The 20,059-nt window shown below is 67.9% G+C and carries 17 protein-coding genes and 1 riboswitch; of the genes, 9 read left to right on the forward strand and 8 right to left on the reverse strand.

All coding sequences use genetic code 11. The features are described from left to right. Positions 1–109: 109 nt before the first annotated feature. The 3 genes from PLC66_RS13575 to xseA all read right to left on the reverse strand — a co-directional run bounded on the left by PLC66_RS13575 (position 110) and on the right by xseA (position 3,229). The gene (locus tag PLC66_RS13575) at positions 110–910 is read right to left on the reverse strand and encodes a pseudouridine synthase (protein ID WP_324541273.1); all 801 of its coding nucleotides are present in this window, start codon (positions 908–910) and stop codon (positions 110–112) included. A 116-nt stretch (positions 911–1,026) separates the two neighbouring features. Beyond that, a complete protein-coding gene (locus tag PLC66_RS13580) occupies positions 1,027–1,611 on the reverse strand; it encodes a superoxide dismutase (protein ID WP_324541275.1) in 585 nt (194 codons plus the stop codon). A 238-nt stretch (positions 1,612–1,849) separates the two neighbouring features. Next, positions 1,850–3,229 (reverse strand): exodeoxyribonuclease VII large subunit, encoded by a 1,380-nt coding sequence (gene xseA, locus PLC66_RS13585; protein ID WP_324541277.1) that lies wholly within the window; start codon positions 3,227–3,229, stop codon positions 1,850–1,852. Between the two features lie 337 nt (positions 3,230–3,566). Here xseA and PLC66_RS13590 point away from each other — a divergent pair, with 337 nt between their 5' ends. The 8 genes from PLC66_RS13590 to PLC66_RS13625 all read left to right on the forward strand — a co-directional run bounded on the left by PLC66_RS13590 (position 3,567) and on the right by PLC66_RS13625 (position 10,168). Beyond that, positions 3,567–4,175 carry a MotA/TolQ/ExbB proton channel family protein gene (locus tag PLC66_RS13590; RefSeq protein ID WP_324541279.1) on the forward strand — a complete coding sequence of 203 codons (609 nt, stop codon included), beginning with the start codon at positions 3,567–3,569 and terminating at the stop codon, positions 4,173–4,175. Positions 4,176–4,188: 13 nt separating this feature from the next. Further along, entirely contained in the window at positions 4,189–4,614 is a 426-nt protein-coding gene (locus tag PLC66_RS13595; protein WP_324541281.1) for an ExbD/TolR family protein, read from the forward strand. Between the two features lie 9 nt (positions 4,615–4,623). Next, positions 4,624–5,622 carry a tetraacyldisaccharide 4'-kinase gene (lpxK, locus tag PLC66_RS13600; protein ID WP_324541283.1) on the forward strand — a complete coding sequence of 333 codons (999 nt, stop codon included), beginning with the start codon at positions 4,624–4,626 and terminating at the stop codon, positions 5,620–5,622. Then, a complete protein-coding gene (locus PLC66_RS13605; protein WP_324541285.1) occupies positions 5,603–5,794 on the forward strand; it encodes a Trm112 family protein in 192 nt (63 codons plus the stop codon). Before lpxK ends, PLC66_RS13605 begins: the two co-directional genes overlap by 20 nt. Positions 5,795–5,799: 5 nt before the next feature. Further along, positions 5,800–6,579 carry a 3-deoxy-manno-octulosonate cytidylyltransferase gene (kdsB, locus tag PLC66_RS13610; RefSeq protein ID WP_324541287.1) on the forward strand — a complete coding sequence of 260 codons (780 nt, stop codon included), beginning with the start codon at positions 5,800–5,802 and terminating at the stop codon, positions 6,577–6,579. 87 nt (positions 6,580–6,666) lie between these two features. Beyond that, positions 6,667–7,320 carry an adenylate kinase gene (gene adk, locus PLC66_RS13615; RefSeq protein ID WP_324541289.1) on the forward strand — a complete coding sequence of 218 codons (654 nt, stop codon included), beginning with the start codon at positions 6,667–6,669 and terminating at the stop codon, positions 7,318–7,320. Between the two features lie 138 nt (positions 7,321–7,458). Continuing rightward, positions 7,459–8,715 (forward strand): 6-phosphofructokinase, encoded by a 1,257-nt coding sequence (locus PLC66_RS13620; RefSeq protein ID WP_324541291.1) that lies wholly within the window; start codon positions 7,459–7,461, stop codon positions 8,713–8,715. Positions 8,716–8,830: 115 nt separating this feature from the next. Beyond that, positions 8,831–10,168 (forward strand): SLC13 family permease, encoded by a 1,338-nt coding sequence (locus tag PLC66_RS13625; RefSeq protein WP_324541293.1) that lies wholly within the window; start codon positions 8,831–8,833, stop codon positions 10,166–10,168. 7 nt (positions 10,169–10,175) lie between these two features. Here PLC66_RS13625 and PLC66_RS13630 read toward each other — a convergent pair whose 3' ends face one another. Further along, positions 10,176–12,791, reverse strand: a complete 2,616-nt coding sequence (locus tag PLC66_RS13630; RefSeq protein WP_324541295.1) for a glycosyltransferase — start codon at positions 12,789–12,791, stop codon at positions 10,176–10,178. Between the two features lie 278 nt (positions 12,792–13,069). Between PLC66_RS13630 and PLC66_RS13635 the strand changes: the two genes are divergently transcribed. Continuing rightward, positions 13,070–13,507: a hypothetical protein gene (locus PLC66_RS13635; RefSeq protein WP_324541296.1), complete on the forward strand. Its 438-nt coding sequence runs from the start codon at positions 13,070–13,072 to the stop codon at positions 13,505–13,507. Here the strand turns inward: PLC66_RS13635 and PLC66_RS13640 are convergent. The 4 genes from PLC66_RS13640 to gcvT all read right to left on the reverse strand — a co-directional run bounded on the left by PLC66_RS13640 (position 13,403) and on the right by gcvT (position 19,653). Next, complete coding sequence (locus PLC66_RS13640) at positions 13,403–15,019, reverse strand: glycoside hydrolase family 17 protein (protein ID WP_324541314.1); 1,617 nt, start codon at positions 15,017–15,019, stop codon at positions 13,403–13,405. The genes PLC66_RS13635 and PLC66_RS13640 overlap by 105 nt on opposite strands. A gap of 170 nt (positions 15,020–15,189) precedes the next feature. Continuing rightward, the gene (gcvP, locus tag PLC66_RS13645) at positions 15,190–18,084 is read right to left on the reverse strand and encodes an aminomethyl-transferring glycine dehydrogenase (RefSeq protein WP_324541298.1); all 2,895 of its coding nucleotides are present in this window, start codon (positions 18,082–18,084) and stop codon (positions 15,190–15,192) included. A 2-nt stretch (positions 18,085–18,086) separates the two neighbouring features. Then, positions 18,087–18,473: a glycine cleavage system protein GcvH gene (gene gcvH, locus PLC66_RS13650; RefSeq protein WP_324541300.1), complete on the reverse strand. Its 387-nt coding sequence runs from the start codon at positions 18,471–18,473 to the stop codon at positions 18,087–18,089. 88 nt (positions 18,474–18,561) lie between these two features. After that, on the reverse strand, positions 18,562–19,653 hold the full coding sequence (gene gcvT / locus PLC66_RS13655) for a glycine cleavage system aminomethyltransferase GcvT (protein ID WP_324541302.1): 1,092 nt from the start codon (positions 19,651–19,653) through the stop codon (positions 18,562–18,564). A gap of 194 nt (positions 19,654–19,847) precedes the next feature. Beyond that, positions 19,848–19,939, reverse strand: a riboswitch (glycine riboswitch). Between the last annotated feature and the right edge of the window lie 120 nt (positions 19,940–20,059).

Consider the following 20,059-nt stretch of genomic DNA (forward strand, 5'->3'; position numbering starts at 1 on the left):
TCCACGGGAGGGCAGCGGGCAGCGTGGCGAGCGGCAATTGTGCCCTGAAAACGCGCCACCGTGGAGGCGGGCGGGCAACTCGGGCTGCCGTTGGCGCAGGCGCCGCGCGTCAGCCGTCGACGCAGTCGGGATCCCAGCCGAGGGGACCCACCAGGTCCATGAAATCCCTTGCGGGCGGGGCCTCGATGCGCATCGTGACACCGCTCAGCGGGTGCGCGAAGCTGAGCCGGGTGCAGGCGAGGAGCAGCCGGTGGCTGCCGAACAGGGCCTGGAACAGGCGATTGTGGCGGCCCTTGCCATAGGTCGCGTCGCCGATGATGGGGTGTGCGATGTGCTTGAGGTGGCGGCGCAACTGGTGGCGACGCCCGGTTTCGGGGAAGAGTTCGACCAGCGCGTAGCGGCTGCTCGGGTAGCGGTCGACCGCGTAGGGCAGTTCGACCGTGGCAAGGCGGCGGAAGCGGGTGCGAGCGGCCTGCGCGACTGTTTGGCTGTGGTCGGCCTGATCGCCGTCCCCAGGCTCGTCGCTGTCCTCGGGCAGGGCGTCGCGGGCGCCGGCGCCGCGTCCGTGGCGGAGCTCGATGGGGTCGAGACGGCGCACCAGGGGGTGGTCGATAACGCCGCTCGCGGCCGGATGACCGCGCACGACCGCCAGGTATCGCTTTTCTACTGCCTGCGACTCGAAGCGGCCCGCGAGCGTCCGCGCAACCTCGCGGTCGAGCGCGAACAGCAGCACGCCCGAGGTGCCACGGTCGAGGCGATGGGCGGGAAACACGCGGCGGCCGATCTGGTCGCGCAGCAACTGCACCGCGAAGCGCTGCTCGTGCGCGGCGATCGGGCTGCGATGCACGAGCAGGCCCGAGGGCTTGTGGATCGCAACCAGCCAGTCGTCGCGGTACAGGATGTCGAGCATGCGTCGCCCCGTGTGCGGCGCGTCCCCGCGGGAGCGGGAGCTGGGCCGGAAAGCACGAAAGCGACCGCGCGGGTCGCTTTCGTGAGGTAGCGGCCGGTCAGCGCCGGCCGCGGGCGTCAGGCGAAGTTCTTCGCCGCGAAGTCCCAGTTGGCCAGCTTGTCGAGGAAGGTGGCGACGAAGTCCGGGCGACGGTTGCGGTAGTCGATGTAGTAGGCGTGTTCCCACACGTCGATACAGAGCAGCGCGGTGTCACCGGTCGTCAGCGGGGTACCGGCGGCACCCATGTTGACGATGTCGACCGAACCATCGGCCTTCTTCACCAGCCAGGTCCAGCCGGAGCCGAAGTTGCCGACCGCAGAGGCCTGGAAGGCCTTCTTGAAGTCGTCGAACGAGCCCCACTTGGCCTTGATCGCGTCGGCCAGCGCGCCGCTCGGCTCGCCGCCGCCGTTGGGCGCCATGCTGTTCCAGAAGAAGGTGTGGTTCCAGACCTGGGCCGAGTTGTTGTAGATGCCGCCGGCCGGCGCCTTCTTGACGATGGCTTCGAGGTCGAGATTCTCGTACTCGGTGCCCTTGATCAGGTTGTTCAGGTTGGTGACGTAAGCCTGGTGGTGCTTGCCGTAGTGGAACTCGAGCGTCTCCGCGGAGATGTGCGGGGCGAGGGCGTCCTTGGCGTAGGGCAGGGCGGGCAGCGTGTGTTCCATGCGGATTCTCCTGAATTCGATTTGTCGATCGGTGGATTGAAAGCAGGACCATTCTAGTCTTGATTCAATGCCACCGGCAATGCTGGGCCCCGAATGTTAAGCCCATCCGCCGGATTGCGAAACAGGCAGCACGACGTTCCGCTTCGCCGATGCCGGTCGGGCTGCGGGTGTCGATCGGGGGGTGCTGGCGTGCGATGGACGGGGCGTCCATCGACACGGCGCGAGAATTGGACTGTGCTCAGTGCTCGAGGTGCCCGACGACCCGCGTAGCCAGCGCGCCTTCGGCCAGCTGCACGCTGACCGCGGCACCCGCTGCCACGCCTTCGGCACGGCGCAGCACCTTGCCGTGCTCGTCACGGGCGATGGCATAGCCGCGCGCGAGGACCTGCTGCGGCGCCAGGTGTTCAAGGTGGGCGGCCAGCGCCAGCAGATGCGCGCGGCGGCGCTCGAGGAGGTGGTCGGCCGCAAGCTGCAGGCGTTGCTGCAGCGTATTCACACGGCTGCGCAGGAGGCCGGGGCGCGGCGCGGTGCCGCGCAGGCGGGCTTCGGCGTGTGTACAGCGCATGACGGCGCGCTCCAGGCGGCGCTGCATGGCGGTGTTCAGGCGCTGGAAGAGGAGGGCGAGTTGCTGACGCTCGCGCAGCAGGCGCTCGCGCGGGTGCACCAGGCGCAGCGTGGCCCGATCCAGACGCTGGGCGAGGCCCTCTAGTCGACGCTGCAGGGCGCGCCCCAGGCGCGCGTGCAGGGCCGGCAGTTCGGTGCGCACGCCGAGCCAGCCGGCGCTCGCAAGCTCCGCGGCACCGGTCGGCGTGGCCGCGCGCAGGTCGGCCGCGAAGTCGGCGATGGTGAGGTCGGTTTCGTGCCCGACACCGCATACCACCGGCAGCGGGCAGGCTCGCAGCGTGCGCGCCAGCGTCTCGTCGTTGAAGGGCCACAGGTCCTCCAGGCTGCCCCCGCCACGCACCAGCAACAGCAGTTCGATGCCGTCGGCCTGTGCGCGCCGGCCGGCGCTGCGGACCGCGGCGACGAGGCGGGCAGCGGCCTCCGCGCCCTGCACCGGGGTGGGGTAGAGCACCACCGGCAGATGCGGGGCGCGGCGTTGCAGCGTGACGAGCACGTCGTGCAGCGCGGCGGCCTGCGGCGAGGTGACGATGCCGATGGCGCGCGGCAGGCGCGGCAGCGGGCGCCGTCCGGCGGGGTCGAACAGGCCCTCGGCAGCGAGCTTGTCCTTCAGTCGGGTGAAGGCCTCGAAGAGGTTGCCGATGCCGGCGGGGCGCAGCGCTTCGACGTTGAGCTGATAGTCGCCACGCGCCTCGTACAGCGTGACCAGCGCACGTGCCTCGACGCGCATGCCGTTCTCGGGGCGAAAGGGCAGCAGCTGGGCGCGGTTGCGCCACATCGCACAGCGCACCTGGGCGTTGGCGTCCTTGAGGGTGAAATAGAGGTGGCCTGAGGCAGCGCGGGTGAGGTTGGAGATCTCGCCCCCGACCCAGAGCAGCGGCAGCGCCCGTTCGAGCGCCTCACGCGCGAGCCGGTTGAGCGCGGAGACGCTGACGATCTGCTTGGGTGCGGCCGTGCCGTCGGGGCGTGGATCGTGGCTTGGCGGGGCTGATGACATGGCGGGATTGTAGCGGAATCCACAGGCGCGGAATCCTGTCAAGGACCTTGTCGCAAGTCCTTGATTGGAAAGGGGTGAATGCTAAGTTATTGAATTAAATGGATTTAAATTGTTGCACAATTTTGCATCGGAGTGACCGAATGCTTGTGGCGACGGGCTTCGCGGGCAACTTCCCGATTCCATCCACAAACTTATCCACAGCTTCTGTGGATTCATCGCGGCAAGCCCCGTGGATGCTGGCAATGCGTTCCGGGTCTGGTCTGGCACGCCAATGCGGCTTGCCGCGCCAGGCCGTCAGCGCTAGAGTCCCGCCTTTGCCCCGTAGAGGTCGTCCCGCGTGTTCGCGATCATCCAGGCCGTCGGCTGGCCGATCTGGCCCCTGATTCTCGCTTCAGTCATCGCGGTTGCGCTGATCATCGAGCGCTCGATCACCTTGCGGCGCGTGCGCGTCGTGCCCCCCGGCCTGCTCGACCAGGTCCTGAGCGACCTGCGCCTGCACGGCGCATCGGCAGAGATGATCGAGCGCGTGGCTGCCCATTCCTCGCTCGGGCGCGTGCTTGCCGCCGGCTTGCGCAATGTGAACAGCTCGCGCGAGGTGATGAAGGAGTCGATCGAGGAAACCGGCCGTGCCGTGGTCCATGAGCTCGAGCGTTTCCTCACCACGCTCGGCACCATCGCCGCGATCAGCCCGCTGCTGGGCCTGCTCGGCACCATCATCGGCATGATCGACATCTTCGCTTCGCAGGGCGTGAGCGGGGCCAACCCTGCGCAACTGGCGCAGGGCATCTCGATTGCGCTGTATACGACGGGCCTGGGCCTGCTCATCGCCATCCCGGCGATGATCTTCTGGCGCCATTTCCGCGCGCTCATCGACAGCTTCGTGATCGACATGGAGCAGCAGGCGATCAAGCTGGTCGAAGTTGCCCACGGCGAACGCCGCGCCTGACGAGGCCGAGGGCATGAACTTTCGCCGCGGCAGCCGCAACGAGGAGCCGGAGATCAACATGATCCCGCTCATCGACGTGGTACTGGTGATCATCATCTTCCTGATGCTGACGACGACCTTTTCCAAGGTATCGGGGCTCGAGATCAACCTGCCGACGGCGGCAGCCGACGCCAGTGAGGCGGTCGCCAACGAGATCGTCGTGGCGGTCACCGCGGCGGGCGAGGTGCTGGTAGACCGCCAGCCGGTGGGGGAGCGCAGCATCGATGCGATTGCCGCGGCCCTTGCCAGGGCCGTGCCGGCGGATGCGGACGATGCGCCGGTGATCGTGATCAACGCCGACGCCAAGGCGAGCCACCAGAGCGTGATTGACGTCATGCAGGCGGCGCAGCGCGTCGGCCTGCCGCACATCACCTTCGCCACCCAGGCGGCGGCCGAGTGACGCCCTGAGATGGCCGCGCGTGCGCCCGCGTTCTGGCAGCGTCGCGGGCCGGTGGCGCACCTGTTGTTTCCGCTCTCCGTGCTGTTTGGCGTGCTGGCGCGTCGGCGCCGGGCGCGGCTCACGCCGCAGCGCCTGCCGGTGCCGGTGATCGTGGTCGGCAACATCGCGGTGGGCGGCAGCGGCAAGACGCCGGTCGTGCATTGGCTGGTTGACGTGCTGCGCGCCGCCGGCTGGCAGCCGGGCATCATCAGCCGCGGCCATGGCGGTCGAGTCGCAGGTTGCGCACTCGTGCCCGCCGACGGTGCGGCCGCCGACTACGGTGATGAACCGGTGCTGCTGGCGCGCCTCACGGCCTGTCCGCTGGTCGTGGGTCGGGACCGGCCCGAAGCCGCACGCGAACTGCTGCGCCGCCACCCACGCTGTGACGTGGTCATCGCCGACGACGGCATGCAGCATTACCGGCTCGGGCGTGCGCTGGAGATCGCCGTGGTCGACGAGGCGACACTCGGCAACCATTGGCTGTTGCCGGCCGGGCCCTTGCGCGAGCCGCTCGGCCGCCTTGCCGAGGTTGACCTGGTCATCGCGCATGGCGAACTGTCCGCTTCGACACGGGCGGCGGCCGCGGCGGTGCCGGTGTTCGACATGCGTCTCGAGGGCAGCCTGTTGCGCGCCGTGAGTGATCCCGCGCGCACGCGTCCGCTGGGCGACTTTCGCGGCCAGCGCGTGCATGCGGTGGCGGGAATCGGCCGCCCGGAGCGGTTCTTTACCCAGCTCGAGGCGGCCGGGATCGAGGTCCTGCCGCATGCTTTCGGCGATCATCACGCCTTCGCTGCAGCCGATCTCGCGTTCGGCGATGCATTGCCGATCCTGATGACCGCCAAGGATGCGGTAAAATGCGCCGCTTTCGCGCCGGCCGACTGCTGGGAGTTCCCGGTCAGGGCCAGCATCGGCACCGGCGCGGCCGAACGCATCCTGGAGAAACTCGAAGATGGACGCACGACTGCTTGAGATCCTCGTCTGCCCGCTGTGCAAGGGGTCGCTCGACTACCTGAAGGACAAGCAGGAACTGGTGTGCAAGGCTGACCGCCTGGCCTACCCGATCCGGGACGGGATCCCGGTGATGCTGGACGAGGAGGCGCGCACGCTCAGCGCCGAAGAAGTGGATGCGCTGCGCAAGTGAGCGCGATGAGTACGCCGGCGTGCTTTCGCATCGTCATTCCCGCGCGCTACGCGTCCACTCGCCTGCCGGCCAAGCCGCTGGCCGACATCGCCGGCAAGCCGATGATCGTGCGCGTGGTCGAGCGGGTGCGGGATGCGGGCGCGAGCGAAGTCTGGGTGGCGACCGACCATGAGGCGGTGCGCGCCGCGGTGAGCGCGGCCGGCGCTGCGGTGGTGATGACGCGCGCCGATCACCCCAGCGGCACCGACCGCCTGGCCGAGGTCGCGGCGCTGCGCGGCTGGGCCGACGAGGACATCGTCGTCAACGTGCAGGGCGACGAGCCGCTGATCGATCCCGCCATCGTCGTGGCCGTGGCCGAGGCGCTGGCGGCCGATACCGAGGCGGCGATCGCCACCGCCGCGCACGCCATCGGCGATGCCGCCGAGGCTTTCAACCCCAACGTGGTCAAGGTGGTGTGCGACGCCGCCGGACGGGCACTGTACTTCTCACGGGCGCCGATTCCATGGGCCCGTGACGCCTGGGCCGGGCAGCGCGATGCGCTGCCGGCCGGCCTGCCAATGCTGCGCCACGTCGGGCTGTACGCATATCGCGTCGGTTTCCTGCGCCGCTACGCCGGGCTCGCGCCCTCGCCGCTGGAGCACTGGGAGGCGCTCGAGCAGTTGCGTGCGCTGTGGCATGGCTATCGTATCCGCGTGCTCGAGCTCGCCGAGGCGCCGGCGGCCGGTGTCGACACGCCGCAGGATCTCGAGCGCGTACGCGCGCTGTTCGCCGCCGGAGGGGTTTGACCACCCGCTGTGCGTCGGTTAAGTTTCCGCTGTTTATTCAATAAGGAAACGGCCATGCTCGATGGTCGTCCATTTTTGGGAGGGTGTATGCGACTGATTCTTTTGGGACCGCCGGGAGCCGGCAAGGGCACGCAAGCCAACTTCATCAAGGAGAAGTTCGGCATCCCGCAGATCTCCACCGGCGACATGCTGCGCGCGGCGGTCAAGGCGGGCACCCCGCTCGGCATCGAGGCCAAGAAGGTGATGGATGCGGGCGGCCTCGTGTCCGACGACATCATCATCGGCCTGGTCAAGGATCGCCTGCAGCAGGACGACTGCAAGGCCGGCTACATGTTCGACGGCTTTCCGCGCACCATCCCGCAGGCCGACGCGATGAAGGACGCCGGCGTGGCGATCGACTTCGTGCTCGAGATCGACGTGCCCGACGCCGAGATCGTTGAGCGCATGAGCGGCCGTCGTGCCCACCTGGCATCGGGCCGCACCTATCACGTCAAGTACAACCCGCCCAAGGTCGAAGGCAAGGACGACGTCACAGGCGAGGACCTGGTGCAGCGCGACGACGACAGGGAAGAGACGGTGAAGAAGCGTCTCGACGTCTACCACGCGCAGACCAAGCCGCTCGTCGAGTACTACAGTTCCTGGGCCGCCTCGGGCGACGCCAAGGCGCCCAAGGTGCGCAAGATCTCCGGCCTCGGTCCGGTCGAGGAGATCACGGCGAACGCCTTCGCCGCCCTCAAGTAACTGTTTCGCACCCGGTCGGGCCAAGCGCGTGCCCGGTCCGTCGCGCCCCGCGGCCGCTCCGGAAACGGTGGCGGCCGCGTTTGTTTCATGCCCTCATGGTGCAATGCGCGGTGTCCCGCCTGAACGAGGAAGCATGCGATGCCCTGCAACAACCTGCTCTACGCCCATTCCGGTGGAGTGACCGCCGTCATCAATGCCACGGCCGCCGCGGTGATCGAGGCGGCACGCGCACGGCCGCAGCAGATCGGTCGTGTGTTTGCCGCCCATCGCGGCATTGGCGGCGTGCTCGCCGAGGACTTGATCGACACCGGCGCACTCGATGGCGAGGCGCTCGCGCGCCTGGCGCGCACCCCCGGGGGGGCGTTCGGCTCGTGCCGCTTCGATCTGCCGCGCGACGACGGCGGGGTGGTGATGGACAGGTTGTTTGCCGTGTTCGACGCCCATCAGATCGGCTACCTGCTCTACAACGGCGGCAACGGCTCGATGGACGCCGTCGCCCGGCTACAGGCCGAGGCAGCGCGGCGCGGCCATCCGCTGCAGTGCGTCGGCGTGCCGAAGACGGTGGACAACGACATCGTCGGCACCGACTGCTGCCCCGGGTTCGGCTCGGCAGCGAAGTATCTGGCGACCTCGATGCTGGAGGCGGGGCTCGACATCGCGTCCATGGTCGGGCGCAAGGGCAGTGTGTTCGTGCTCGAGGTCATGGGGCGCAATACCGGCTGGCTCGCCGCGGCGACGGCGCTGGCGGCCGACGGCGACCCCGACCGCCCGCCACACATCGTGCTGGTGCCCGAGGTGGCCTTCGACGAGGCGGCCTTCCTGCAGCGCGTGCGGGCGGTGACCGAGCGCCTGGGCTATTGCACGGTGACGGTGTCCGAGGGCATTCGCCATGCCGACGGCAGCCTGGTCATGGAGAAGTCCCACGACGCGCGCGGTTACGTGCAGCTTGGCGGCGCCGGCCTGGCAGTGGCGCGCCTGATTCACGAGCGCCTGGGCTACAAGCATCACTGGGCGATTCCGGATTATCTGCAGCGTGCGTCTGGCCACTGGCTGTCGGCGACCGATCGCGAGCAGGCGATGGCGGTGGGGCGCGCGGCCGTGGCCTGCGCGCTGGAGGGCGGCGGCGGCATGATGCTGGCAATCCGCCGCCTGCAGGATGCGCCCTACCGCTGGGACGTGCTGCGGGTGGCGGCGGCGCCCATCGCCAATCTCGAGCGTGCCCTGCCGCCGGATTTCATCCAGGCCGACGGCATGCATGTCACGCCCGCCGCCTGCGACTACATCCGGCCCTTCATCGAGGGCGAGTTCGTCCAGCCGATACGCGGCGGCTTGCCGGATTACCGCGCTTTTACCCTGGCCGGGGTGGCCCGGCTGCTGCCGGCCTGGCCGGCCTGAGCACCCGCCGCCGCCACACGTGGCCGTTCGCAAGTGGGCGGCAGCAGGGCGGTGACGAGTCCTGGGTCGGACGCGCCGCCTCGGCCTGAGTGCCGAACATCATCAGGAAACATCCGTGTCGCGAACCATCAATCTCATCATCGCCCTGTCCCTTTTCGTCGGACTCAATTTCTGGCTCGAACCCCACCTCGGCGCCGCTGGCGGTGGCCTCGCCCTGGTGGCGACGATCGCCTGGCTGTGGATGAGCGAGGCGCTGCATGTGAGCGTCACCGCGCTGCTTGTGCCCCTGCTGGCCGCCCTGAGCGGGGTGCTGGCGTTTGACCAGGCCCTGCTGCAGTTTGCCGATCCGGTGATCTTCCTCTTCCTGGGCGGCTTCGCGTTGGCGGCAGGCCTGCAGCGGCAGGGGCTGGACCGCTGGATGGCCGGCCAGGTGATGCGGCGCGCGGGCGCGCATTTTGGCCGCGCGGTGCGCTGGCTGTTCTGGCTCACCGCCTTCATGTCGATGTGGATCAGCAACACCGCCACCGCAGCGATGATGCTGCCGCTGGCGCTCGGCCTGCTGGCACCGCTGCCGGTGGAGCAGTTCCGCCGCACCTGGATGTACGTGCTGCTGGGGGTGGCGTTCTCGGCCAACATCGGCGGCATCGGCACCCTGGTCGGCAGCCCGCCCAATGCGATCGCCGCCTCGAACATGGGGCTCAGCTTTGCCGGCTGGCTGGCCTGGGGCTTGCCGCTGGTGATCGTGTTGATGCCGCTGATGGAGTACGCGCTGCGCTGGGCGCTGAAGCCACAGTTCGACATCATGGTGACGCCGCCTCCGCCGCCGGGGGCGTGGACGGGGGCGCAGAAGCAGATGCTGGCGGTGTTCGGCCTGACCGTGGTGCTGTGGATCTTCGGCGCACCACTGGGCGAGGCGCTCGGTCTGGCGCGCGGCTACGATGCGGCGGTGGCGATCCTGGCGCTGGTGTTGCTGCACGGACTCAAGCTCGCGAGCTGGCGCGATGTCGAGCACAGTACCGAGTGGGGTGTGCTGCTGCTGTTCGGCGGCGGCCTCACCTTGAGCAAGGCGCTCGCCGACAGCGGCGCGGCCGCCTGGCTTGCGGCGCAACTCGGCGGGCCGTTCGCGAGCATGCCGGTGCTGCTGTGCGTGGCGCTGATGGTGCTTTTCGCGCTGATCCTGACCGAAGTCACCAGCAACACCGCCAGTGCCGCGCTGCTGATCCCGCTGTTCCTCGGCCTGGCGCCGCATGTCGACAGCGTGCCGCTGGCCGTGCTGGTGGCGGTGGGCACGTCCTGCGCCTTCCTGCTGCCGGTGGCGACGCCGCCCAACGCGATCGTGTTTGGCAGCGGCCACGTCCCGCAAAGGGTGATGATTGCCGGCGGCCTGCGCGTGACGCTGCTCGTTTATCCGGTGCTGGTGCTGGCCGCGGCGATCGCGCTGGCGCTGTATTGAGGCGCGTTCAGGACTGGGGCTGCAGCGCCACCGCCGTGCCGGGCGCGACCTTGCGCTCCGGCATGTAGGCGGCAATCTGGCACAGGATGGCGGCGAAGTAGGGGATGCACTGCAGTAACAGGATGCCGACCCAGAGCTGCGTCTCGAGGTTGTCGGCGCCACGCTGGGCAACCAGGGTGGCAGCCCCCATCAGCAGGGCCACGAGCATGCCGATTTCTTCCCGGATCGGGTTGAAGAAGGCAAGCGCCCCGCCGCCGCGCCAGCCCTTGGGCGTGACCACGAACACGCCCTTCTTCTTCACCAGACCGGCGAACACGCCGCGTGCGATCGCGTGCGCCAGGCCCACCGACAGGATCGAGGCGCCGAGGATGTCCTTCCATGGGCAGTCCATCGTGCGGCGGTAGAGGATGGGGCCGAGCGCGGCCTTGAAGGCCATGAAGCCGAGGATCGGCAGCGCGAGCGCGATTACCGGCAGGCCGAAGGCTTTCGGGAACAGCAGGATGCCCAGGGTCCACAACAGGCTGCCGAAGGCGAACACGAGCTGCAGCGCATCGCCCAGCCACGCGAACCAGCCGGTCAGGAAGTGGTAACGCTGCGCGAGGTTGAGGCTGCTGCGCCCCACCATCTGCGGCAGGTGGGCCTTGAGGATCTGCATCGCGCCGAAGGCCCAGCGGAAGCGCTGGCTCTTGATCGCGGCGAAGCCCGAGGGCGTCAGGCCGCGGCCGAGGATGTGGTCGACATAACGCGTGTCGTAGCCCTTTTCGATCAGGCGCAGGCCAAGCTCGGTGTCCTCGCAGATGCACCATTCCGACCAGCCGCCGACCTCCTCCAGCGCCAGGCGGCGAACCAGGGTCATCGTGCCGTGCTGGATCAGTGCGTTGCGTTCGTTGCGGTGGTGCATGCCGATGCGGAAGAAGCCGTCGAACTCCCAGTTGCACATGCGCTTGAAGGGCTGGGTCTCCCAGTCGCGGTGGGCCTGCGGTGCCTGCACCACGGCGACGTCGGGCTGGTCGAAGTGGGGAATCAGGCAGGCCAGCCAGTCGGGGTCGACCACGTAGTCGGCATCGACCACGCCGACGACTTCGGCGCGCGGGTCGGTGACCTTGAGGCCGTAGTTCAGTGCGCCGGCCTTGAAGCCGGGCCAGTTGGCGAGGTGGAAGAAGCGGAAGCGCGGGCCGAGCTCGGCGCAGCGGCGCTCGAGCGGCTTCCACAGCGCCTCGTCGCGGGTGTTGTTGTCGAGCACGAGCACTTCGAAGTTCTCGTAGTTCATCTTCGCCAGGCTGTCGATGGTGGCGATCACCATCTCGGGCGGCTCGTTGTAACAGGCGAGGTGGATGGACACGAAGGGCTGCTGGTCCGGGGCATGCGGCGGCAGGGGCATGAAGCGGCGCTGCCATTTCTTCTTGAACAGCATCTCGCCGAACTCGAAGCCATGGGACAGCAGCACCGCGGCGGTCATGCAGGTGGCGCCGATCAGCAGCACCAGGCCGATGAGGTCGCGCTGGGTGAGGTAGTACTCCACCGGCACGTTGATGCCGATGATCAGCGTCGACACGCAGGCCTGGATCAGGCCGGCGAGGAAGAGGCGGCCGAACACGCTCCAGCCGGGCAGGAAGAAGGCGACCAGCAACATCGGCACGAAGGCCAGCGCAGCGGCGTTGCTCGCCTTCTGCGACCAGTAGGGATCGCGCTCGACCAGGCCCTCGAGGGCGTACTTGAGCTCGCGGTCCGCATTGAACATGCCCCAATAGGGGCCGGCCCAGCCTTCCACGTCGACCTTCCAGGGCTGGTCGATGGCCTCCATCAGGAAGTAGTCGATGCGCGCGGTGCGGGGGTGGGCGAGGAATTCGCGCACGAAGCGCGCCTGGTTGTCGAGCGACGGCACCGAGGCGCCGATGGTGGGACCACGGCTCGGCCAGCCGACTTCGCCGACCACGATCTTCTTGCGCGGATGCGCCTTGGCCACTTCGTCGTAGCGCTGGAAGGCGTACTCGACCGCCTCCTCGACCGGCAGGCCCTCGTGGTAGGGCAGCAGGTGCACCGTGATGTAGTCGACGTGCTTGGCGAGCTCGGGGTAACGCAGCCAAACGTGCCAGGGCTCGGCGGTGGAGACGGGCTTGCGGATGGCCTTGCGCACCTGGTCGAGATAGACGATCAGCTCCTCGACCCGCAGGTCGCCGCGCAGGATGGCCTCGTTGCCGACCATCACGCGTTCGATGTGGCGCATGCCGCGGGCGGCGTCGATGAGGGCATCGACTTCGCGCGCGTTCTTGTCCTTGTCGGCGTCCAGCCAGGCGCCGGCGGTGACCATCATGTCGCGCTCGCCGGCGAGCGCCAGCAGGTCGGGCAGGTCGTTGACGCCATAGGTGCGCAGGCCGTCCGACATGCGTCCGAGCAGATCGAGGTCGGAGGCGACCTCGGCGCGGGTCGGGTAGGTGCCGCGCAGCGGGCTCTGGTCGCGCTGGAAGCCGTTATAGGCGAAGCCCTTGATGCTCTGGTTGGTGCCGATGAATTCGGCGCCACGGTTGAACTGCTGCCAGATCCAGTACTGCGCGAAGGCGACTGCGGCCGCGATCGCAATTGCGATCGCCAGTCGGACCGTGAGGGTGGCAGCTTGCTTCATGTTCTTCTTCCCGTGCCTTGCCGTGCTTGTGCAGTGCGTGTGCGTTGCAGGTGCCTTGTGGGCTTCATGCCGGGCGCTCAAAAGGCTTGGGGTGTCGCGCGAACTTCGCCCGCCCCATGCACTATGACAGAATGCGCGCACTCGAGCGCGCCCTTCGATCAGCCTGGCGGGGCGCATTTTATGCACGATTTCAGTCTCTTACGAGGAAGACTGGGTGCGAATTTGCAACAGCAGATGTTTGCTCTCGCGCGCTGCTGATTATTAAGGGAAAGCCGCAAATGAGGTCAAAGAATTCGGGGAAACATGTCATCGTCTGGGCGCTGCTCGCCGCGCTGGCACTGGGCGCAGGCGTGTTCTGGCTGCGGCATGGTGTGCTCGAAGCGGGCCTGTTGCCGAGGGATTGCGCGGCGCCCGGCAGTCCGCTGGGGCTCTGTCTGGCGAAGGACGCGTTGATACAGACTTTCCTTCACCAGCGTATCGGCTGGCTGAGCCTGGCCTTTGGCGTGCTTGCCTTCGTGCGCGACAGCCCGCGCCTGGCCTGGGTGGCGTGGCTGAGCGGCGTGGCCGGCCTGGTGCTGTACAGCTACGACCCGGCGGCGGTCGGTGCGCTGCTAGCGCTGCTCGTGCTGGTGCGCGCGCACGAGCAGCACCGGCAGGGCCAGCGCCAGTCCGGTCAGCAGCCAGGCGATGGCCTGGGGGTTGGTCATCTCCGTTGACCAGCGCCCGATCACGCCGATCGCGATGACCGCCGCGCAACTGCGCTCGGTCGCCGTGATGCCGCTGCGCCACCAGCCGATCACGCCGAACACCAGCGCCGGGCCGAGATAGAGCAGGGTGGGGAAATCGCGATAGCGCGGGTCCACCCACAGCAGCAGCGCCGCCACCGCGGCGGCGAAGAGCAGCAGGCCGCGCAGCAGCCCTAGCGAGGGTGCCTTCGAACGCAGGCGGGTGTGGGTCCACAGGATGTGACGCGCGCGCGCGGCATCGGGAATGGGCTCGCCATGCCAGCGCGCCAGCACCAGCGGCACCAGGCCGGACAGCGCCGCGACGCCGCCGAGCAGGCTCCATTCGAGTGCATCGCGGTAGGCGAGGTGGGCGTGTTCCCAGTGCAGCACCGCGATGACGCCGCCCACGGCCCCGGTCGCGGTGAGTGCGCTCACGCGCAGCAGGTGGGTGCGCCGCCCGGTCGCGGCGAGCAGGCAGGCGAGCAGGCCGCCAATCAGCGCGCCACCGATCGGTCCGAACAGGCTCTCGCGCTCGGCGACCGGGCCGGCGAGCGGAAACTTGGGATACAGGTCGTCCGCCTCGAGCATGCCCCAGTGGCCGCCGACCGTGCCTTCGAGGCGGCGCTTCCAGGGCTGGTCGATGGCTTCGATGAGGTTGTAGTCCCAGCCCTCGTCGTGGGCTCGATGCACGAATTCGCGGATGTAGCGCGCCTGGTTCACCCGCGACGGGCGAGCATGTTCACGCTGGCGACCGGCGCTTGGCCAGCCCGTCTCACCGATCAGGATGGGTTTGTCGCCGAAGTGGCGGGCGACGGCGCGGCGGGTGTCGGCGACGTGCGCGAGGGCAAGGTCGATATCGACCGGGTCGTCCTCCCAGAAGGGCAGGATGTGCACGGTGACGAAATCGACCTCGGCGGCGAGGCTGTCGTGGCGCGTCCAGAATTCCCACACATCGGCGTAGGTGACCGGGACCTGCGAGTGGGTCTTGGCATGCCGGATAAGCGCCCGCATCTCGTCCTCGCTGCGTTCGCGGCGCAACAGCACCTCGTTGCCAACCACGAGGGCGCGCACGACGTCCGTGTGGGCGTTGGCGAGCGCGATTGCGCGTTCGAGCTCGATGGCGTTGATGACCGGGTCGTAGCCGATCCAGGCGCCGAGCAAGACCTTGAGGCCGAGCGCGCGTGCGACTTCCGGGACCTGCTCCAGCCCCTGGTTGACCGAATACAGGCGCACGCAATCGGTGATCTCGGCCAGTGCAGCGAGGTCCGCGGCGATCTGCGTGCGCTCGATCCGCGTTTCGGCATCGAGCGGGGTCTGGCCTGGCCGGTGGTAAGGGGCGTAGGAGACGCACTTGAGCTTTTCGCCTGCGGCGAGTTGCAGGTCGTGCATCGGCACGGGGCGGGACTGCTTGACGAGGCCGGAAAAGAGGAGGGCAAGCAGCGCGACACTGCTTGCCAGCAGGCTTAGCCAGAGGGCTCTGCGGTCGGTGCGTGGGGGAAGCATCTGGGTCAAGGTGTTGTTCGTTGTGGGCGGTTCCGGCGGCCATGATAGGGCCTCAGGGGAGGCTGCTGGGATTGGCGCGAGGGCGGACACGAAAAAGCCACGCCCTCGGGCGTGGCTTTCGGTGAAACCGGGCGGGACAGGGCGCCACCGTCAGCGCGCGTTCCCTGCGCTCATTCGGCGTAGTCGCTCATAGGCACGCAGGCGCAGAACAGGTTGCGGTCGCCATACACGTCGTCGACGCGATTGACGCTCGGCCAGAACTTGTTCTCGGCCACCCAGGGCAGCGGGAACACCGCCTGCTCGCGCGAGTAGGGGCGCTGCCAGTCGCCGATGAAATCGGCCTGGGTGTGCGGCGCGTGCTTGAGCGGATTGTCCTCCGCCGACCAGGTTCCGGCCTCGATCTGGCGGATCTCGTCGCGAATGGCAATCATCGCGTCGATGAAGCGGTCGAGTTCGCCGAGATCTTCCGACTCGGTCGGCTCGACCATGATCGTGCCCGGCACCGGGAAGGACATCGTCGGCGCATGGAAGCCGTAGTCCATCAGACGCTTGGCAATGTCGACCTCCGAGACCCCGGTCGCAGCCTTGATCGGGCGGATGTCGAGGATGCACTCGTGCGCGACGCGGCCCTGGCTGCCGGTGTACAGCACCGGGTAGTGAGCCTTGAGGCGCTCGGCGAGGTAGTTGGCGTTGAGGATCGCCACCTCGGTCGCACGCTTGAGGCCGTCGCCGCCCATCATGGTGATGTACATCCAGGAGATCGGCAGGATGCTGGCCGAGCCGAAGGGGGCGGCCGACACCGCGCCCTGACCGAGGTTGGGGCGGTCGGCATTGCCGGTGGGCTGAACGACGTGGTCGGCCATGAAGGGCGTGAGGTGTGCCGCGAGGCCGATCGGACCCATGCCCGGACCACCGCCGCCATGCGGGATGCAGAAGGTCTTGTGCAGGTTCATGTGCGAGACGTCGGCGCCGATCGTGGCCGGCGAGGTGAGGCCGACCTGGGCGTTGAGGTTGGCGCCGTCCATGTACACCTGGCCGCCGTGGGCATGGACGATCTCGCAGATCTCGCGGATCGACTCCTCGAACACGCCGTGCGTGGACGGATAGGTGATCATCAGTGCGGCGAGCTGGGCGGCGTGCTTCTCGGCCTTGGCCTTGAGGTCGGCGACATCCACGTTGCCGTTGTCGTCGCATTCGACCACCACCACCTGCATGCCGCACATCTGCGCGGTGGCCGGGTTGGTGCCATGCGCCGACTTCGGGATCAGGCACACGTTGCGCTGCGCCTCGCCGCGGCTGGCATGGTAGCGGGCGATCGCCACCAGACCGGCATACTCGCCCTGCGCACCGGAGTTGGGCTGCATGCAGATCGCCGGGAAGCCGGTGACCGCACGCAGATAGTCGGCCAGGCCTTCGATCATCTCGAGGTAGCCGGTGGCCTGCTCGCGCGGCGCGAAGGGGTGGATGTTGGCGAATTCCGGCCAGGTGACCGGGATCATCTCGCTGGTGGCGTTCAGCTTCATCGTGCACGAGCCAAGCGAGATCATCGAGTGATCGAGCGCGAGGTCGCGATTCTGCAGCTTCTTCAGGTAGCGCAGCATCTCGTGCTCGGTGTGGTGCGTGTTGAACACCGGGTGCGCCAGGATGGCATCCTCACGCAGCAGTGCAGGCGCCAGTCGGCCTGCGGCCTTTGCGACCCGGGCATCGAGTGCCGCGACATCGTCCGTTGCGCCGAAGCTGCCGAGCACGCGGGCGATGTCCTCACGCGTCGTGGTTTCGTCCACCGACAGGCCGAGCGTCGTCCCCGAGACACTGCGCAGGTTGTAGCCGGCATCGGCGGCCGCGGCGAGGATGGCGGGCGCACGGGCGCCGACATCCACCTCGATGGTGTCGAAGAAGCTCCCGCCCTTCACCGCGAAACCGGCATCACGCAGACCTTCGGCGAGCACGGCGGCAAGGCGATGGATGCGCGCTGCGATCGTGCGCAGCCCCTGCGGGCCGTGGTACACCGCATAGAAGCCCGACATGTTGGCGAGCAGCACCTGCGAGGTGCAGATGTTCGAGTTCGCCTTCTCGCGGCGGATGTGCTGCTCGCGGGTCTGCAGCGTCATGCGCAGCGCGGTCTTGCCGCGCGCATCCTTGGAGACGCCGATGATGCGGCCGGGCATCGAGCGCACGTAGGCCTCGCGGGTGGCGAAGAAGGCGGCATGCGGGCCGCCGAAGCCCATCGGCACGCCGAAGCGCTGCGCCGAGCCGAAGGCGATGTCGGCACCCAGGGTGCCCGGGCTTTTCAACAGCACCAGCGCCATCAGGTCGGTCGCGACGGCAACGATGGTGCCCTTGGCCTTGAGTGCGGCCACTGGCGCCGTCAGGTCGATGACCTCGCCACGGGCGTTCGGGTACTGCAGCAGCGCGCCGAAGGCATCGTGAGAAGCCGCGTCCTCGGCCTTGCCGAACACCAACTCATAGCCGAAGTAGTGGGCGCGCGTGCGCACCACGTCGATCGTCTGCGGAAAGCAGGCTTCGTCGATGAAGAAGACGTTGGACTTCGACTTCGACACACGCCGCGCCATCGTCATCGCCTCGGCCGCCGCCGTCGCTTCATCGAGCAGCGAGGCATTGGCGAGCTCCAGCCCAGTGAGGTCGATCACCATCTGCTGGTAGTTGAGCAAGGCCTCCAGACGGCCCTGGGCGATCTCTGCCTGGTAGGGCGTGTAGGCGGTGTACCAGCCGGGGTTCTCCATTACATTGCGCAGGATCACCGCCGGCGTATGCGTGCCGTAGTAGCCGAGGCCGATCAGGGACTTCTTCACCACATTGTTGCTGGCAATCGTCTTCAGCTTGCCGAGTGCCTCGTGTTCGGGCATGGCGGGCGCGATCGGCAGCGGCGCCGCGAGGCGAATGCCTGCTGGCACGGTCTGCTCGATCAGCGCATCGATGTCGGCAACGCCGATGGCCGCGCACATGTGAGCGACCTCGCTGGCGTTGGGGCCGAGGTGACGATGGACAAAGGCGTCGCGCTGCTCGAGGCAGCCGAGCGGTGCGGAAAGCAGGGTGTCTGTCATGTTCAGGCCTGCGCGATTTCCGCTTCGTAGCCGGCGGCGTCCATCAGGGTTGCCACGTCGCCTGCATTGTCCGGCTTGAGCTTGAACAGCCAGTTGGCGTAGGGATCTGCGTTCAGGCTCTCGGGTGCGTCGACGGCTTCGTCGTTGGCGGCAAGGACTTCACCGCTGACGGGCGCATAGATGTCGGAGGCGGCCTTGACCGATTCGATCACGGCGCACGCCTCGCCCGCGCTCAGCTTGCGACCGGCCTCGGGCAGCTCGAGGAAGACGATGTCGCCGAGGGCCTCCTGGGCGTGGTCGGTGACGCCGATGGTCAGCGTGCCGTCCGCTTCGACGCGGATCCACTCGTGCGACTTGGTGTACTTCAGTTCGGCCGGAACCTTGCTCATGTTCTTTCTCCAGATGAATGGGGCTGCAGTGTGGGGTGATGCGTGCGGCTGCGGTTGCCGCCCGGGGGCGCCGAGCCGCGTTCGGTGCTCAGACCAGAATCTGTCCGTTACGGACGAAGGGAAGCTTTACGGTGCGCGCCTTGAGCCGCTTGCCACGGACTTCGACTTCGGCGGCCTCTCCCGGCTGGACCGCGAGGGGCAGGCGAACCAAGGCAATCGATTTTTCGAGGGTCGGCGAGAAGCTGCCACTCGTCGTCTCGCCCTCGCCCGAGGGCGCGAAGACCTTCATGTGTGAGCGCAGCACCCCCTTGTCCTCGAGAGTCAGGCCCAGCAGGCGCTGCTGTGCCGGTTTGCTCAGCAATGCCTTGCGGCCGACGAAGTCACGCTCCTCGTCCTTGAAGTCCACAGTCCATGACAGGCCGGCATCAAGGGGCGACACGGCGTCATCCATGTCCTGGCCATACAGGTTCATGCCTGCCTCGAGGCGCAGCGTATCGCGCGCACCGAGGCCGCAGGGCCTTACGCCCGCGGCGAGCAATGCGTTCCACATTGCTTCGGCGCGGCTCGCCGGCACGGCGATTTCCAGGCCGTCCTCGCCGGTATAGCCCGTGCGTGCGACGAGCAGGTCTGCCGCGCGCGCGCAACTGAACGGAGAGGGAATCCCGCGCGCAGTGGCCAGCTCGGGCAAGGCGGTGGCCGCACGCGCTAGCGCGCGCGGACCCTGCACGGCGATCATGGCCAGGTCGCGCCGCGCTTGGAGCGTCACGTTGGCTGCGGTCGTGGCGATGCGCTGGCGCATCCAGGTCACATCCTTGTCGGCGGTGCCGGCGTTGACGACGATACGGTAATCGGCATCACTGAAGCGGTAGACAATCAGATCGTCGATCACGCCGCCCTGCTCGTTGAGCATGCAGCTGTACAAGGCCTTGCCGGGCTCCTTGAGCTTCACGACGTCGTTTGCCAGCAGCTTGCGCAGGAACGATGTCGCATCCGGGCCGGCGAGATCCAGCGCGAGCATGTGCGAAACATCGAACATGCCGGCATCCCTGCGCACCGCATGGTGCTCCTCGATCTGCGAGCCATAGTTCACCGGCATGTCCCAGCCGGCGAAATCGACCATGCGCGCACCTGCGGCGACATGGGCGGCGTGAAGAGGAGTCTGCTTGGCAGCTGAATTCATTGGCGAGGATGCTCCGGCCTGTGAACGAAAAAGGGCGAACTCGGCACCAGGCCCAGTTCGCCCCATCTGTCCCTTGTACCTGAGAGATTTCACGTCGCCTGACCCTATACATATATAGCAGCCCTGCTCGCGAGTGCCCCTTCGGTGGATACGCGGCGCCCCAGCAGGGCGCTCGTACCGCTCTCCAGACTTGTACCTTGCACGCGGTCCGTTGTACCTGAGCGGTTCCGGGGGGGTTACGCCTTCGGCGACTCCAGATGGTGGAGTTCTCTCCCGCGTGTCGCGCGGACAATAACATTCGGCCGGGGAGGCGGCAACCGGGCCTTATCGGCGCTTGGTCAGCGCTTATAAGCGCATAGATTTTTCGATTCTTCCTGGGTGTTGACGTTGTTTGTTGGGGGTCTAT

It is taken from the genome of Thauera sp., from assembly GCF_035444905.1.
Classification (GTDB): Bacteria; Pseudomonadota; Gammaproteobacteria; order Burkholderiales; family Rhodocyclaceae; genus Thauera.